This window comes from Microbulbifer maximicatervae (SeqCode) (assembly GCF_052467305.1).
On sequence record NZ_CP174306.1, the window covers coordinates 1,530,209 to 1,548,067 of the forward strand.

The 17,859-nt window shown below is 43.6% G+C and carries 13 protein-coding genes; 11 read left to right on the forward strand and 2 right to left on the reverse strand.

Annotated elements, in window-relative coordinates; translation table 11 throughout:
- The first annotated feature begins 38 nt into the window (after positions 1-38).
- Positions 39-365, forward strand: coding sequence for a VOC family protein (locus ACJJI4_RS07035; protein ID WP_444912810.1), 327 nt, complete (start codon positions 39-41; stop codon positions 363-365).
- A 16-nt stretch (positions 366-381) separates the two neighbouring features.
- Here the strand turns inward: ACJJI4_RS07035 and ACJJI4_RS07040 are convergent, their stop codons facing one another.
- Positions 382-1,362, reverse strand: coding sequence for an integron integrase (locus tag ACJJI4_RS07040; RefSeq protein ID WP_444927549.1), 981 nt, complete (start codon positions 1,360-1,362; stop codon positions 382-384).
- Positions 1,363-1,700: 338 nt separating this feature from the next.
- On the opposite strand from ACJJI4_RS07040, the gene ACJJI4_RS07045 reads away from it, so the two are divergent.
- From ACJJI4_RS07045 to ACJJI4_RS07080, 8 genes are all read left to right on the forward strand, one after another.
- A complete protein-coding gene (locus ACJJI4_RS07045) occupies positions 1,701-1,970 on the forward strand; it encodes a hypothetical protein (protein ID WP_444913281.1) in 270 nt (89 codons plus the stop codon).
- Positions 1,971-2,978: 1,008 nt separating this feature from the next.
- Positions 2,979-4,241, forward strand: coding sequence for a group II intron reverse transcriptase/maturase (gene ltrA, locus ACJJI4_RS07050; RefSeq protein WP_444927550.1), 1,263 nt, complete (start codon positions 2,979-2,981; stop codon positions 4,239-4,241).
- 123 nt (positions 4,242-4,364) lie between these two features.
- Positions 4,365-4,724 carry a hypothetical protein gene (locus tag ACJJI4_RS07055; protein WP_444927551.1) on the forward strand — a complete coding sequence of 120 codons (360 nt, stop codon included), beginning with the start codon at positions 4,365-4,367 and terminating at the stop codon, positions 4,722-4,724.
- A gap of 272 nt (positions 4,725-4,996) precedes the next feature.
- Positions 4,997-5,692, forward strand: a complete 696-nt coding sequence (locus tag ACJJI4_RS07060) for an ABC transporter ATP-binding protein (protein WP_444927552.1) — start codon at positions 4,997-4,999, stop codon at positions 5,690-5,692.
- A complete protein-coding gene (locus tag ACJJI4_RS07065) occupies positions 5,686-8,157 on the forward strand; it encodes an ABC transporter permease (protein ID WP_444927553.1) in 2,472 nt (823 codons plus the stop codon). Before ACJJI4_RS07060 ends, ACJJI4_RS07065 begins: the two co-directional genes overlap by 7 nt.
- A gap of 389 nt (positions 8,158-8,546) precedes the next feature.
- On the forward strand, positions 8,547-8,792 hold the full coding sequence (locus tag ACJJI4_RS07070; RefSeq protein WP_444913515.1) for a hypothetical protein: 246 nt from the start codon (positions 8,547-8,549) through the stop codon (positions 8,790-8,792).
- 1,068 nt (positions 8,793-9,860) lie between these two features.
- Entirely contained in the window at positions 9,861-11,360 is a 1,500-nt protein-coding gene (locus tag ACJJI4_RS07075) for a vanadium-dependent haloperoxidase (RefSeq protein WP_444927554.1), read from the forward strand.
- A 498-nt stretch (positions 11,361-11,858) separates the two neighbouring features.
- Positions 11,859-13,256, forward strand: a complete 1,398-nt coding sequence (locus ACJJI4_RS07080; RefSeq protein WP_444927555.1) for a tryptophanase — start codon at positions 11,859-11,861, stop codon at positions 13,254-13,256.
- 104 nt (positions 13,257-13,360) lie between these two features.
- Here the strand turns inward: ACJJI4_RS07080 and ACJJI4_RS07085 are convergent, their stop codons facing one another.
- Positions 13,361-15,100 (reverse strand): WD40/YVTN/BNR-like repeat-containing protein, encoded by a 1,740-nt coding sequence (locus ACJJI4_RS07085; protein ID WP_444927556.1) that lies wholly within the window; start codon positions 15,098-15,100, stop codon positions 13,361-13,363.
- Positions 15,101-15,210: 110 nt separating this feature from the next.
- Here ACJJI4_RS07085 and ACJJI4_RS07090 point away from each other — a divergent pair, with 110 nt between their 5' ends.
- Positions 15,211-15,873 carry a hypothetical protein gene (locus ACJJI4_RS07090; protein WP_444927557.1) on the forward strand — a complete coding sequence of 221 codons (663 nt, stop codon included), beginning with the start codon at positions 15,211-15,213 and terminating at the stop codon, positions 15,871-15,873.
- Entirely contained in the window at positions 15,870-17,840 is a 1,971-nt protein-coding gene (locus tag ACJJI4_RS07095) for an alpha/beta hydrolase family protein (RefSeq protein WP_444927558.1), read from the forward strand. Before ACJJI4_RS07090 ends, ACJJI4_RS07095 begins: the two co-directional genes overlap by 4 nt.
- Positions 17,841-17,859 lie beyond the last annotated feature (19 nt).

A 17,859-nucleotide genomic window follows, 5' to 3' on the forward strand; every position in this document is an offset into this window, starting at 1 on the left:
TATAGATATCAAAACAAGTATTAATAAAGGTAGGGCCCATGGATAAAATTCATATAGCACTGTCGACTAATCAGATAGAAGAGTCAGTTGCCGACTATAGTAGAAGGTTAAATACTGCTCCCTGCGTGCATGTGCCCAATGAATATGCTTTATGGCGAACTGCCACTGTTAACCTATCGATTCGCCATGATCCAAATTGTGAAAGCGGAACGCTTAGGCATCTAGGATGGGAATCAGATGGTGCCGATAAATTTACCGCAGAAACTGACATTAATGGCATTACCTGGGAACACTTTAATGCAGAGCTTCAGGCAGATGAAATCAACAAGGCTTGGCCTAAAGCCAGCTACCACCCAAAGGCATAGCTGCCGGGGGCCGAAATTAGTCAAGAGGGCTGGTAACACCGCGCTCATGTACGCCTATAACATGGGTGTAAATCATGGTTGTACTGATATCGTTGTGGCCGAGTAGCTCCTGAATATTGCGTATATCAGTACCAGCCCGCAGAAGGTTGGTGGCAAACGAATGGCGAAATGTATGGCAGCTCGCCTTCTTACGAATATTGAGGGCCGAAACGGCCTTGGCAACGGCCCGCCTAACTTGCTGCTCACCAATATGATGCCGTCGCATCATATCGCTGCGAGGGTCTTGCGATAGAAATCGAGCGGGGAATACATACTGCCAAGCAGCACTCGTCGCTGCTTGTGGGTACTTTTTCGCCAGAGCGAAAGGCAAATAGACATACCCATAGCCCTCAGCCAAATCCTGCTCGTGTAGAGAAAGCGCATGTGCTATCTGCACCTTGAGGGGCCTAACCAGAGACCGAGGCAGTAGTGTTCTTCGCCACTTCTCACCCTTGGACTCCCGTACTATCAAGCATTGATCACTAAAATCAATGTCCTGTACCCTAAGCCGCACAGCTTCCATAACTCTAAGGCCCGAACCATACATTAATGAAGCAGCAAGCTTATTTGGACCGCTAAGGTGCTCTAATATGGAGGTTGCTTCTTCATGGCTAAAAGTAACAGGCAATCGCTTAGGCCGATGGCTTTTTTCGAACTGTAGTTGCCCTAATTCAATATCCAGAAACTGCTTATAGAGAAAGACAATTGCATTTAAAGCGGTTTTTTGAGTATTGGCTGACACATTACGATTAGTAGCAAGGTGACTTAACCACTTATCTATTTCAGCTTTTCCGAGCTCCTGCGGATGTTGCATCCCATGAAAGCGTATAAAGTCCTTCATCCAAAAGCAGTATGTCTTTTCTGTTTTGTATGCCAAATAGCGAGACCGTATAAAAGCCCTAACACGGTCCATAAAGCGGGATGGTCGCTGGGGTAGCGGAATAGGGATGTCGTCCATTTTTACAGTCCGGATACTGTATGGATTAACAGTTTAATGAACATTTGACTGGGAGTCATCAGGATTTTCGATCAGTTTGACCGTTATTTTTGGCCTAGGTCCGGAATGTTTGAAAACCTATTTTATTTCAATGGGTTAGGGAGCTCGTATAAAATGGGGATAGTAGTCAAAGTGATCGTTTTTCCATTTGGTACAATGGTTCTGAATCATGAATAATATATTGATTTTACTTGGGCTTTGTGTGTTTTTTTCGTTAGATTGATTCCAGGATAGTAATCAGGATAATAGTGATCAGAATGATTACTATATAAATGTTATAGAGCAGCAGGGTTCGAGTAATGGAAGTACCTATATCCCAAGAATTCGTAAAAATCTGTAAGCAAATTAAAGCCAAATCGTATTCAATCTCCCAGTGGTCTGAAATCGAATCCGATGATATGTTTCACTCAGATTCTTTTCGTGGTGGCTTTGATGCAGATGAACAGGAGTTCTGCTTTAGCTTTTATGACCAAGCTGGAGATGAGTATTGGTTTCAAGTAAGTCTTTCTTCAATCATAGAAATAGCTAGTGGTATACAGCTTAAAATTGTAGGTAGGGCTGCAGACTGAAGGCCTATAACAAGGTGCTCAAACACCGTTCCGGCCGAAAGCGGCCTCCACTGGACGCGCAAAAAGCGCGCGCCGTTTAGCACGGCGTTATTGTGGCGGTCTTTTTTTAGATAGTTTGAAGTTGCTGCAAGCACCAATCTCTTCCTGAGCACATTTCTCCAGAGAGTTTTCCTGCAAGTTGGTACCGCAGTTCCGTTCAAGTGCCTTCGTTTAAAGCCAACAAGTTCTGCAAGCTCGCTGCAGCATTGTGGGGTGCCAGTCAGTTAGTTAACCGGTGGGGAAAGTATGGTATTTTTTTCAGTAAATTTATCGAGCGGTGGCCAGCCAACGTTGGCTGGCAAAGAGCAAGTAGGTTGTTCTGTGCGCGCCAGCTATAACCAGGCCAGACAAGATCGCCCAGCCGGAGGCTGGGCTGGACAGCCTACGCTTAGCTTCGGCTGCCCTTGCTGGCAACGTTAGTGCGTCAAGCTAAGCTTGATGCTTCTTGCAGGGTGGAAGTCCCTGTCGGGTAAGGCCTAACCAGCCACCTGTATCGAGTGTTGCGCGTAGGGCGGAACAGAAGGGAAAGAAAATATAATTATCTTTTTTTTCAACTGTGAACAAACTATGTGAAGCGTACACAGAGAATTCTATAGGCCATAGGGATTATCGTGATCCTGAAGTGCTGGTATCGCTCCGATAATAAAGTGAGCTCCGATTGACGAGATGTGTAACGCCATCGAAGTCCAGGCAATGCAACCGTAATGGTAAGGTTGTTGCGGATCGGCGGGGTTATTAAGCCGTGGCATGTAGAAAGAGAAGTATTGAGAACTTGAGAGATCCGAGCAGGTTCCTGAAGGAGCAGGTAGAGACGTTAAGCCTAATGGCGAAACCAACGAAGACCACTCGGAAGTCGGATCAGCTCATAGTAGTCCGAGAGCGGGAAAGCCGCTTACATGGCGAAGGGGCTGACAGTAATATCGGTGTGCAACAGAAACATAGTCCGGACAAAGTAGGGCTGGAGACACTATGACAACCGCCTTGCACGCCATCGCATTTAAAGCACAGAGCCACCCCAGACACAGGTTTCAGAATTTATACGGACTGCTAAATTCCAACCTGCTGTATCAAAGCTGGGGCCAGCTCAATAAGCAGGCCCGCCCCGGTATCGACGGAGTAACTACCGAAGTTTACCGGCAAAGACTGCCGCAAAATATTCAATGCCTACATCAACGGCTGTGTGACAAACGCTACCGCACCCAGGCGATTAAGCGGGTATTGATTCCCAAAGGCAACGGCAAGCAGCGCCCACTGGGGCTGCCTACGGTGGAAGACAAACTGGTGCAGCAGAGCGTAGCGCAGCTACTGCAAAGTATCTGGGAGCAGGATTTTCTGCCCTTCAGCTACGGTTACCGTCCCAGGAAAAGCGCCCACCAAGCCGTACACAGTCTTGGCTTAAATCTGCAATTCAAAGGCTACGGCTACATCGTTGAAGCCGATATTAAAGGCTTCTTTGATCAGCTGGATCACGACTGGTTACTGCGGATGCTAGCCCTTCGTATCGACGACAAAGCCCTGCTGACACTGATTAAGCAGTGGCTGAAAGTACGCGTGCAAACTCCAGATGGTAAGTTCAGTAAAGCGGCAGCAGGCACCCCGCAAGGAGGTGTGGTCAGTCCGGTACTGGCGAACATCTATCTGCACTACGTCCTGGATTTGTGGTTCGAGAAGAAAGTTAAGCCGCGTATGCGTGGCAGAGCCATGCTAATCCGGTACGCCGATGATTATGTAGTGGCTTTCCAATTGAAAACGGATGCAGAGCGCTTTTACCGGGTACTACCGCAACGGCTGAACAAGTTTGGCCTGCAGTTAGCCCCCGAGAAAACGCACCTGAAGCGCTTTAGCCGCTTCCATCCGGGCCGAAAACGGCAGTTCCAGTTTCTGGGTTTTGAGTTCTACTGGAGCTTGGACGTCAACAAACGCCCCAGGCTCAGGCGCTGGACTGCCGCACAGAAACAGAAGGGCGCAATGGAAGCGCTCTACCACTGGATCAAAGCCAAGCGCAGTGAGCGTCTGAGAGAATGGCTGCCCACACTGAAGCGCAAGCTACAGGGGTTCCAGAACTACTTCGGTCTACCAGACAACAGTCGAAGCTTGTCCCGTTTGTACAGCTATGTTTTACACAGCATACACAAATGGCTCAACCGGCGGAGTCAGCGCAAGAGTTACAACTGGAATGGTCTAAAGCCACCGCGAGTATACAAACGCAGTATACTTGTGGACTGGTATTAGGGTTCGTGCTTTACACGAGCGAATATATTACTGAAGAGCCGGATGCGGTAGTTCCGCACGTCCGGATCTGCGTGGGGGCAGTTAGGGTAACCGGCTGTCCTACCACTACTGAGTCTTAAGAAAATGAGCATTATTCGCGTAATAGTAATTTCTTTATTGGCTTCGTCTTGCTCAGTTTCTGAAAACTCTGAAACCGAATTCGACTGGATTTTAGTCGCTGATCAAAAAGAAGATGCTATCCTTTCTGCCAGTAATGGGGATTTACGACTAATTGGTCTTTCAGGCATGTTTCTCAGCGAAGTGCCATTAATGGATAAAAGCTGTGAGTACGGAAGTAATGTCAGGTATTTGAAAATAGATGATGTAATAGATAGCTATGCTGAGAGAAAGTATCAGACTATAGCACCAGTATATGCGGAGATGTATAACCATCATCTTATTAAATATCTAAGACAAGAAGGTGTTGAGGTGTGCAACTCATAACAAGTTGCTCAAGTACACTACGGTCGCAAAAAAGCGCGGCCTTCGTGGGACTGCCTATACTGTGTTTTGACTGCCCCTTAGCAAAGCGTTGTGGCTGTAGGATAATTTTTTCGTTGTGCTTAAAAATTGTTGCAGAGTGCTGCGCTATCAAAAACATGAAGTCTCCTTATCCGTGCTCTGACAGTTTAGCAACTTGTTTCAACTGATTTCACCTTCATTTCACCTTTCCTTCTTTAAAGTGCTACTCAACCAGTTATTTAAAGAAACTAACTATGTCGAGTAGCATTCACTTAAAGCAAATTGACCATTATTTTACTTTGGATAAACAACAGGTCAGCCTGTTTGAGGGTTTAAATATTGAACTGCACAGTGGCCATTCTTACGCCATTGTGGGGCCCTCTGGAGTAGGTAAATCAAGCTTATTGCTGTTAATGGCGTGCCTTGAACGTCCGGTTTCTGGCGAGGTGCAATTTCAGAAAAACGGTGAGCCACAATTATTAAAGAACTTACGTCAAAACTCAGGTTTTATTTTTCAGCAGTTTCATTTGTTACCCGAACTTGATGCCTTAAATAACGTCGCTCTGCCTTTAAAACTAAAAGGTGACAAACACGCATTATCCACAGCTGAATTATGGCTCGACAAGGTAGGGTTATCTGAGCGAATGTATCATAAACCACAGCAACTCAGTGGTGGTGAGCAACAACGGGTGGCCATTGCCCGTGCTTTTGTAATGCAGCCGCAATTTATTTTTGCCGATGAGCCTACGGGCAACCTAGATGAGAATACCGCGCAGCATGTCGCGCAATTGATGTTTGATTGCTGTCAGCAAAACGGCGTGGGGCTGGTACTGGTCACTCACTCGATGGAATTAGCGCAGCAGGCCGATACTTTACTGCAATTGAGTCAAGGCAAATTAGCAGTCAAGGCGCGCAACAAAGCTGCGGCTATGGCGGGCCCATTATGCTAATTTTATTAGCGTGGCAATTATTCCGCCAGCAATATCACCAAGCGGATGTGCGCTTAATTCGCTGGACTCAAGCAACTTTGATGTTTTTCATTCTAACACTCAGCTTAACCAGCAGTTCTATTCAAACTTATTTAGCCAATAATTTGCAGCAAATGCTTGGTAGCGATTTGGTGATTTCTCAGAATCAAGCGCTAACCGACGCACAATTAAGCAAGTTGCACCAGTATGCGCAGCAGTTGAGCGTGAGCCAGCTGGTAAATGTAACCTTGACCAATGATCACCATTGGCAAGCGGTTCAATTAAAAGCAGTGGATGATCTTTATCCAGTGCAAGGCACAGTGCAAGTGGCATTTGCGACGGATGGACAAGGGCAATCCCTGAGCCATGGGCCCAAATCCGGTGAAATCTGGGTCGATAGCCGATTGTTTGCTTCGCTGCAGCTCACCCTTGGCCAATCCTTAGACATCGGACATGGACAATTGAAGCTCACAGGTTTGGTGCAACACGAACCCGACCGTCTACTCGAAGGCCATTCCGTAGCGATGCGTGCATTGGTGCACCTGGATGATCTTTCACTGATACAAGCAGACAATGCCCGCTTTCGCTATTTACTTACGGGGGATGAAAGCGAACTGAACACCCTCAAACAGTGGGCCACTACTGAGCTAGTGACTGCACAGTTTTATGATAAACACAGTGGCCATCCGCTGGCGATGTTTTGGCAACGGGTTGAGAATTTTGTGGGTTTAGCATCTGTACTGTTGTTTTTGATGGCTGCAATTGCCATCGACCAAGCCGGTCGACGTCAGTTGTTATCCCAGCAGCGCTTTACTGCGGTGTGTTTAGCCATGGGCAGCAATAAATCCCAAGTGTTTGCTTTATCATTTGGTCAATGGCTACTAACAGTCATTGCAGGGCTAATTCCGGCAACCGCCTTGGCATGGGGGGCGGAATACCTAATTTTGCAGCAAATGCAGATACAGTTTGCAGACCTAACCGCCACCCGGGTATGGACGGATTTATTCAGCAGTTACGCGCTGTTATTAGCCCTATTGGCGATATTCCAAATTCCCAATTGGCTAGTGATGGCCAAAGTAACCCCGGCGCAGTTGATTCGCCAAATGGCGAGTCCAAATCACTTATTGCCTCGATATGGATTTGCTTTAATCGGTGTGGCTGTGGTGGCCTTTGTTTACTCCGATAACGGTCTGCTTACGGCCATGACTCTATCCGCTATGGCGGCTACCTTGATATTGATGGTGGTATTGACTTGGTTGGTATTGAGGTTGGGCTATACGGTGACGAGCCGTACAACGGGCATCATGGCTTTTGGTTTTTATATGATGAAACAGCGTTTGCTCAGCAAATCCATTCAAATTCTGGGTGTTGGCATGTGTGCCACTCTGTTGCTGTTCACCTTAAGTTTGATGAAAGACATTGGTCAAACCATGGAAGGTTATACCCGCGAGCACGATGGTAATCTGATGATCACCCTGGCCAATGAACAACAGGTGCAAGACATTCGCCAATGGAGTGCGCAAACTGGTAGTGAGATTCGCCAATTAAAGCCATTTTGGTACGGACAGTTAAGCCATATCAATGGTCAGTCCTTGGTGGAATTCGCCACCAGCCCCAGCGAAAGTTTGGCTAGCTTACAAAAGCCTATCCGTTTGCATTTCAGTATTAAGCAAGCAAACAACAACCAAACCGTGATTGGCCAACGCTGGCAAGATCGGGATGCTGACTGGCAACAAGTATCGGTGGAGCAAGAAGTTATGACTGATATGGGGTTGAAGCTCGGCGACCAATTGCGGTTTGAAGTTGCGGGGCAATCTTTGAACTTTGAAATCAAAGCTAGTCATAAATATGTACCAGGCAAAGGTTCCATCACCTATTGGTTTAATGTGCCGCAAAGCACCATGGACCAGCTTCAAATACCGCCTCTTTATATGGGTAGCCTTGAGCTTGCCGACACTGCTTGGGGGCAGTTGGCAGAGCTTTGGCTGCGTCATCCAACTTTGCGGTTAATCTCGGTTCGCGAATTAACGCAACGCTTTGATGATACTTTGTCGATGGTCATTAAGCTGGTATCTGGATTTAGTTTGATGATTATTTTGCTGGCACTGTTGGTGATCAGTGCATCGGTCAAAGGCTATGAAGCTGATGAGCGTAAAAAGAACGCTTTACTGATCAGCTTTGGTCAATCACGCCTTGCATGCTGTAAACTAAGCCTGTTTGAGTGGTTGTTGACTTCTTTAATTGCTAGCGTGGGGGCCATTTTAGGTACTCACCTTACGGCTCAATTGATCTATCGGTCTCAATTTGGCATCAATTACAAGCCTGATTGGTTATGGATCATTGCTACTTTACTCGTCAGTGCATTGGTGGTGTGCAGCGCTGGTATGATTGCCAATCGCAGCAGTTTAAAGTTTTCCGTTGGGACCTTGTTAAGGAGCGCAGGGTGAATAACATTTCAATTTGGTGGTGGAAGATCAACAGGATTTGGCCATTAATATCACAGAATATTTTGAGCCAAAAGGTCCGTCGGTAGATCGCGCTAACTGTCTCAGGGGAAGACATGAACTTTGATCATCCGGGGGGCAGCATGGTCTTCTGAACAATACAGGCGAAGATATAGAGTTGCTTAACGATGGAGGTTGCATATTAATGGTGTGTAAATTGTAAAAATGTGTGTTGCGATACCTATAAAGAGTGTTCCATGCGTCTGGGCGCACTGTGTTCGGCACAGTGTGCATCGCCGTTTACGGTGATATAAGCGAGTAAAAAGTGTGAAGATAATTATCGCTATAGTTAAATCTACACATGATTTTAGTATTTACTAAAAGAATTATTCATGAAAAAGAGCCTTGATCAGCTAATAGATAATAGAGAAGACTGGCGAACAATAGCATTTGCTTTTTACTCCCTGGTTCACAATGATCCAAGTGATTGGGATAAGCTTTCAGATGAATTGAAAAATAGTGAAATAGGCAATATTTGTCAGAAATATATAGATACTAAAGATGCTCAGTACCTAATGGAGGCGGGTAAGATGCTTGCAGGTAAAAATTGGTACACAGCTCTTGGAAGAGCATTTTAAATGTTTGTTATTTTAAGTTGGTATAAAAGTTGTGGTGTGTCGAAAAGATGTTAAGTATTTCAAATTAGAGTGAAATTATTTTTCCTAGATTTAACGCTGCCCGCACTCGAAAGATAATATTTCTTGATAAAGCTGAATCCAATCCACTGTTGGTTGGCTTATTTCTGGAAATTGCTATAAGCGATTATTCCAGAGCCTTTCAGATGTGTATGTAGTATTTTCACCTTTATGGCTTCGTTTAACAGTACATTGTGCTGCCAGGGATGACACTAAAGTATGAGGCTGTCGTTCACAAAGCTCTTCTCGCTAATTATTTTTACTCCCTTTGAGGGGATAGTTTGTTGTTCAGATCGACTCAGTGTGCTTGTTCAAGAAACGTCAGGTAAGTTCCTGTAATTTCCTAGTGAATACAATTCTAGTAGAATAAAATAAAATAGCTGGTGCTGTTATATATGGCAATGATGGCAGCTCCACGCTATCCGTATTTAGGTTAAGGGGGCTTTAATTATTTGGATGCTCATAAAATAAGACAAATAAATCCGATATCAGCAGGAAGTGTAATTCAGGTAATTGAATGGGAATTTGCCGGATTTATAGTATTAAGTGCTGTCGCATTAGCACTTTTATCACTGTGTGTGTTGGGTTAGCTCGTGTATATGGAAAATATATGCTGGGGTGACGCCCCTTTTAATCCAAAAATATTCGCTAAGGTGTAACTTTTTTGACTTTGCAGTTTGTTAAAAGAAAAAATGAATTGTTGTCTTTTGAAAAGGGCTCGCCAATAATTTGAATCTCAAAAAATTACTGTTTCTGTGAGCTGGTATCTTTACAAGTAATTACTTTGCAAGTAATTTCATTGGCTTTCCTTAATTGTTGGTTTTGAATTTTAGGTTCTGATAATACAAGTGCTGTCGGCACTAAAAGAATGTCAGGAATTATGGTCATTTACAATTGAAATGGGGGGGCGAGCAGTCTGTTTTAAAGTGTTTTTAGGTGTTTATCATTAGAAAGTGATCGGTAGTTAGAATGCTACATTGGTCACATGGATATAGCAAAAAGGAAAATCCAATGCTAAAAGATGTAACTTATAAAAAAGCTTTAAAAAGTATTATAGGATTAGTATTTGTGTCAGCAAGTTGGCAAGCGCAGGCCATCAGTTGTCCTCAGTTAGAGGACGTTTCATTGCCTCCAAAATGTAGCTCTGAAGAGCTAGGAACTTGTAATGTTGCGGTACAAAATATAATCCCAGCTGCAGCCTGTGCAATCTTCGAAGTGTCTCCGGCTGCAAATGATGCGACGTTGGTACTCCGTTTTACAACGCTTATCACTAACTCCTGGTTTGATGCAACAGCGCCTTATCATCCGACAGCAAAGGGCGTTTACTCAGATATTAGTCGAATGACAGAGCCGACAGATAATACTGAGTTAAATATTGCATTGACCTATGCTTCCCACAAAGTACTAAGTGGTTTATTTCCCCATTTGGTATCTGAATGGGATGACATGCTAATTGAGCTAGGGCTAGATCCTGAAAATATTTCAGAAGATACGACGACACCAATTGGTATAGGAAATTATGCTGGTAGAAAAGTTCTGGAAGGACGTGTCAATGATGGGATGAATCAGTTAGGTAATGAAGGTAACCAGCTTTATCATCGCTTGCCTTATGCTGATTATACTGACTTTAAACCTGCTAATTCTGCCTACAAGCTGCGTTTTCCATCAAAATGGCAGCCGGCAGTTTTAATGGAGCGACCAGGCGTATTTCGTGTTCAGCAGTTCGTAACTCCTCAAATTGCATTGACTACGCCCTACAGCTACGAATCTCCTGATGAGTTTACTTCACCGATACCAATTAAGTCCAAAATTTGGAACTACCCCAGTTACGTAGCGCAAGTAAATGATGTATTGGCTACATCAGCGAATTTAACTGATGAGCAGAAGATGAAAGCTGAGCTATTTGATATGAAGATATTCAGCTTAGGCTTCGCTGCCGTTTTTGCATCTGAATCTCAAGGTTTATCCCTGATGGATTTCATACACTATGACTTCCTGACTAATATGGCAGCTTTTGATACTGCTATTGCTATCTGGAAGGAAAAGCGTCGCCATAACTCAGTAAGACCTTTTTCTGCTGTTCGGTATATTTATAAGGATGAACCTGTAACGGCTTGGGGTGGTGCTGGAAAGGGAACCGTGAATGATTTGCGCGCCAGTCAGTGGACTAGCTATCTGCCTGTAGCTGATCATCCCGAGTATCCCTCCGCATCAGCTAGCTTTTGTGCTGCGCATGCCGAGACAAGCCGCTTGTTTTTACCTCAAGGCGATACTTTGGGATATTCTGTAACTGCGCTGTCTGGCAGCTCTCAGATTGAACCTGGTGTAACACCACAAACTGACTTGAATCTATATTTCCCTACCTGGACTTCATTTGAAGAGGACTGTGGTAACAGTCGTGTATGGGGAGGTGTACACTTTGAGCCTTCAGTACCTGCAGGGCAGGCGATAGGTCATCAAGTGGCACATCGTGCTTTTCAGTTTTACCTCTCAAAATTAGAAGGTAACTAAGAGAGGTGACGTGGGGCAGAAGAATCACTAATTGATAAGCTCGGATCCAATAAGTATCTTCTGCCTCATTTATAAGTTAGATGTTTCTATTCTGGGACCTCTGTTCATCAGTGTTTAAAATGTGAGCCAAGTTGTCATTAGATAATCTTTTATCTCGATACTTGGGAAATCTAGAGTGGCTTCCGGTCACAAAAAATGTGAAGCTAAGAACCCGATAATAAGTTCACTCAAGTGACTGAAAAGGTCATATAGATAATGCAGCCTATTGTACCATAAGTTAAGAAGTGAAATACTTGACAATCATTTTTGACAGAGGAGTCTGAATCTCAGTAGGGGACAATATCCCGTTGAAGTATTTCTGCAGTTTTTAGATGTTTTACAGGGCTTAACTTTAATTAAAATATAATTCGGTCCTGTTTCTCTTATACTAATTACTTTACTTATAATAATTGGATTGTTATTGCCTGCAGTATGGCAGGTATTGTTAGGATAATTGTGATGAAGCGAATCCCTGAACCCTTCCGTATAAAAATGGTTGAGCCGATCAAGATGACAACCTATAAAGATAGGGAGGTTGCACTCAATAAGGCTGGATTAAATCCGTTTTTACTGCGCAGTGATGATGTCTATATTGACCTATTGACAGATTCAGGCACTGGTGCAATGAGTGATAATCAATGGGCGGGTTTGATGCTTGGTGATGAGTCCTATGCCGGTAGCCGAAACTACTACAATTTGTGCAATGCAGTAGAGCATTTTTTTGGGTATAAATTGGTTGTTCCTACCCATCAGGGGCGTGGAGCAGAACAAATTTTGTTTCCTGCTCTGATTGAGCGTATGCGTCAAGTGCGTGGAGGGACGGAGCCTGTATTTATTTCAAATTATCATTTTGATACTACTGCAGGGCATATAGAGTTAAATGGCGGAAAAGCAATTAATGTGGTGGATAAACGTGCTTTTGATACCACGACAGCATACGACTGGAAAGGTAACTTTGATTTACAACGCCTGGTTTCCACTATTGAGGAGCACGGAAGCCGCAATGTCTGTGCGATTATAACTACTGTGACCTGTAACAGTTCTGGTGGTCAGCCTGTGTCCATGAAAAATATGCAGGCAGTTTATGAAATTGCTACTAAGTATGATATCCCAGTGGTAATTGATTCGGCTCGATATTGCGAGAATGCTTACTTTATAAAGCAAAGGGAAGAGGGGTATCAAGAAAAATCGATTTTAGAAATTATTCGCGAGATGTATCAATATGGGGACATGTTGACAATGTCCGCAAAAAAAGACCCTATGGTAAATATTGGTGGCCTTTGTTGTATTCGAAACAATGAGGAACTGTTTCAAGCCGTACAAACCCGCTGCGTCCCTATGGAGGGTTTTGTAACCTACGGAGGGATGGCTGGTCGCGATATGGAAGCGCTGGCCCGGGGGCTCTATGAGGCTGCCGATGAGAGCTATTTGAACTACCGAATTGGCCAAGTGGCCTATCTGGGAGAGCGATTGAGATCTGCTGGAGTACCCATTCAATATCCCACAGGCGGGCATGCGGTTTTTGTAGATGCATCGAAGATTCTTCCCCATATTCCATCGGAGCAGTTTCCAGCACAGGTGTTAACCAATGCGCTGTATCTAGAAGCGGGCATCAGGGCTGTGGAAATTGGTTCTTTACTTCTTGGGCGGGACCCGGATACCGGTGAACAAAAGAAAGCAGATCTAGAATTAATGCGGCTTACTATTCCACGTAGAGTCTATACAAATGATCATATGGATTATGTAGCAGATGCGATTATCGAACTTAGCTCGCGGGCCAATGAATTGCGAGGGTTAGCTTTCGAGTATGAGCCACAAGTTCTACGACATTTTACTGCTAGATTTACAAAGATTTGAGCTATAAATAACTATTCTTTCTATTATAGTAAAACCATTCTTTAGTATATTTTACAACTAAAATAAGGTGGATACATTGGATGTTTGTATCCACCTTATTTTTTCTAAAAATTATCTTGTTGTCTTACCTGGTTCCAGCTGGCCCCTAAGTCGGTCGACTCGTAGAAATCACCATTGGCACCATCGCAGGAAACTAATAAACGATCGGCAACAAGAGGAACTATAGAGGTACAATAGTCTGTAGGTGGTTTATTGCCTGTAGATATCCAGCTTTTTCCGCCATCCGTTGTTGTTAAGATTCTGGTTTCTGTTTCACGATTCCTACCGGAAAAGTTACTTTGTGAAAAACCAACAATCGCAACGGCTTCATTGTCAGTTGAGAACCAGGGAACGGATCGAAATGTGAAATTTCTATTTATACAGCGATTTCTGGAAGATTTACTCTCTTTACATTCTTTAATATATGTAGTTATTTTATCTTGGTTGCCATTTTTATCAATTTTGTAATAGGTTGGCTTTCCTGTCCAGGACCAGAAGCCAGCTTCCTCGACACCTAACTGAACTGCGCCTGCGTCAACAATTGCATTTAGGTCAAAATCATCTACTGTTTTTTCGATCATCCAACTTTCAGGATCATAGATGAAGATTTCGCTATTGATTGGCGAAAATATAATACTTCCATACGTTGATTGCTCACGGACAGTTATGTAATTCTGGCCGTTGAATTCAAAAATAGTTGTATTGTATATATGTTGGTCACTTTTGGTGTGGGCTTTCATTTCCCCTATTTTTACTTCCGCAATATGCTTCCATCCTTGACCTGATCTTGAGGAGTATTGATTCAAAAGTTTCCACTTTACTTGTGAATTTGCTACTACTCCCCTATAAATATTCACTTCAAAGTCGCGAGTAACTAGAAGTTCTATCTCTCCTGTATCTAGAAGTTTCAGGTTTTCAATGTGAGTATTATGCTCCAATGATATGTCTAGCCAGTCCCCTTTAGCAGAGCGCCAGAATAGGGCGCCTTCACTCCCCCCGACTACTAGATCACCATGATTGTTTTGTGCGATAGCCGTTAATTCATGATTGGTGTCAACAGCATCAAGCTCCCAGTCCCCGTCGGGAGTACGTTTCATAAATACGCCGACCTTTCCAAGAAAGTAGATGGAATTATCAGGAGAAATATACTCTTCGGTGTATGTCAGAGGATTCTGTGCAATGGATATATAAGCTGACTCTCGCTCTTCATCATTTTCATCGATATGCCACCCGTTGATTGATTGAGGATCGTATTTTATGAATGGAAAGTGCTTTGCAATTACCTCTCCTTCTTTTGATTCAGGCGCGCGAATCAAAAGGTCAAGGTATCTATCACCTTGTGGCTTTGGATAATAGATCAAAGTACCAAGATCAGTGACCTCACCCTGCGTAACTGAAAAGGTCCCCAGCTTCTCATCTGCACTTACGAAACGGCTGTACCATCCATTACCGTTTGAATAGAACGCCCGAATGCTACTAATAGAGTAATTCCCTGGTTTGACAGAAGAGGCAAATACCGTTGTACCATTTAGCTTTGGTCGATCCGCAAGGAGACGTTCGGGTTTTATAGATTTAGACTCGTTCAAGTTTTCCGGGTTAATTGTGAGTTGATTAAACGGCAGGGCAACTCCAGAGGCGTTAATGATTCGAGCGACAACAATTCCATCTTGTTCGCTAATAGGGGCGTCTTCTTTTAATGTTGGTAGCATATTAACTTGCCCCGCACAACCTTGTAGAAATAATAAACAGACCGCTAAAAGAAGTGGGCAAGACTTAACGTACCTGAGAGGGTTCATCCCTGACATATTATTCTCCATAATTTGGACCAAAGCCTGCCAATTGTATTGCATTTGGCTCTGAGATAGTATTCAAAACGTTGTCACTCATTTATAAATAAACATATGGAAGTGTTATTTTGACACTAAATTTTAGAAGCGTGATGCCGGTAGGCTATCAGGTAAGTGGAGTAGATACTCTTCTTAAAGGCATAATATTTGCGGCAATCCTTGTGTCTGAATCAGTAATTGCTCGGACGCTGTCATTGGTACCCTATGATAGTCCGCCTGAGTTAGAGGGCGGGCGTGGGTATGTTTTGGTAAAGCTCGATGTAGGAGGTACTGCGCCCTCAATAGAGTTTGCTAAGATGTACGCTAATGGAAATAAATACCTGCTGAGTGGGCAAAAATATAAACTGCGAAAGAAAGGTCGTTATAAAGTCAGCCTCAAGGATAAGTCCGAAGGCTTTTACCTGATGACAGTCCCTGCTGGCCTGTACCAAATTACCCAAATAAATGCACCTTACTTCAATCTTCCCTACAAACTAGATACTGCTAAGCGGCGCACATGGCGTTTTCATGTGGAAGCTGGAAAAACAAATTATATTGGCAGCTTGTTTATAGGTAAGCAAAGAAAGTCAGATACGGTAGAGGTCTATTTCAAAAATCGAATAGCAACAGATTTAGATGGAGTTCAAGAAGCCTTAAACTCATTAACTGAGTTGTATCCTCTGGTATCTGGTGCGGGAGTGCAAGATGAATTCTTGCAAAGTTGGTTAAGTCCTCTGGAGATAAATCAATGATTGTTTTTTTTCGAGGGGCTTTATTGGTTTTGTTATGCATTCTGGTGAAAATTGGTCCAGTAGTAGCAATGCCAGCAGAAAGCTACTTTAAATCGGTTGATACTATAACAGCACAGGTTAGTCCAGATGGAAGGTTGGTAGCGTCCATTAAGCAGAGTGACGCTAGTCAAAAGTTAGATATTTGGAGTCGTAAAGATGGATCTAGTCATACCCTAATTGATCTCGAAACATTGACTTCCAGGGATGCATCAATTCAATTTATCCGTTGGGTTGGCCCAAAGTATCTTGTTGCCCAGTTTAAGGAAGTCAAGAAGGGTGTTAAAAATTTACTAGATACCAAGCCAGCTTATCGACTATTAGTGCTTGATGTATCAGGCTCCGAAGGCCAGCCTCCAGAAATATTTGAGGTAAAAACGCCGGGTTGGTTGGTCCATGCGTTGCCAAACAGGCCGGGCCATTTTCTGTATGCAAAAAGTGGGATTTACTCCAAGGTATACAGTATTGACGTATCTAAGCTTAACCGATTTAAACAGAAAGCAAGTAAACTTTTACGAAAAGATGGAGGCCAGTTTACAGTTCAGAATGAAGTGGCGTCGGTTGAAGGGTATGCGATACGCTGGTTTTTTGATCCATCAGGCCAGCCAAAGTCCGTTTTGTTTTTCAATGACAGCAAGCTTCATCTGAGTAAAGTTGTTGATGGAAACTCTACCGCCCCAATAAAGAGTTGGTCTGAAGAAGAGTTGGAAGAGGAGCCCGCTCCCGGAGCAGAGCATGGAGTCCTTATTCCGGTGTCTATAAGTTCAGAGCCTGGAACTTACTTTTGTTTAGATACTAATTCGGAGAAAGATCGGGTAGTTTACCACTGCAATTTCACTAGTGGAGAACAGAGCATAGCTTATCGATCTGATAGCTACGATATTATCGATCTGGTAATAGAGCAATCGACAGGGGAGTTGATTGGTGTAAAAGTCGTTCATAATGGACGGTTAGAATATCAATATATTGATGAGGATAGACAAGAAAAAAATGGCATGGCGAGTCTACTAAAAACAACAGTAGGAAGAAGCCTCGATAGTACTATAGAACTTTACTATAGTGAGAGCCACGGCCAGCCAGGACGTTATTTCATTAGCAGGAAAAACCAGAAAATTGACCAGCTAGTGGCCTCAAAATTTCCACATTTAAATGATCAGCTTGAGAGTCGCCAATACCACGAGCAGGTTAAAGTGGAGGGATTGGATATTCCCTATATATTGACCATGCCAAAAGGTAACGGGCCATTCCCTCTTATAGTTATGCCACATGGTGGTCCTCTTGGCGTTTTTGACCATCAGTATTTTGACTACTATACACAGTTCTTTGTGGCGAATAATTATGCCGTTTTAAGGGTGAATTATCGAGGGTCGAGTGGTTATTCAACTGAGCTGGAGGAAGCGGGTGTTCACCAGTGGGGTAACTTAATGCTTGAAGATATATTTCAAGCAACAAAGGTGGTAAGTGACCGAAGCGATATTTTGTCTTCGGAAATTTGTTCTGTTGGAATGAGTTATGGTGGATATGCTGCACTAATGATGGCTATCAAACACCAGCAATTGTTCCGCTGTGCAGTCAGTGTGGCCGGTGTCACAGATGTTAACCTCTACCTGAACTCACCCTATGCAACTGAGGCTCAAAGTAAGTGGATGCAGGAGAATGTTGGAGATACTGTTAAAGACTATGGCAAACTGAAGGACATTTCACCGGTATATCTGGCACAAAACCTTCAAAGGCCTGTATTTATTATTCATGGTGAGAAGGATGAAACTGTTGATGTTGAACATATGTACCGCATGAATATGATGTTAAGTAAGTTTGATAAGGACTATGAGTGGAAACTATATCCAGATATGGCTCATGGCCCTACTGATAGTGAGCACCATAGAGCTATTTTTGGGTCGATCATCAGTTTCCTTAAAAAGAACATGTAGGTTTCTGGGATTATGGAGG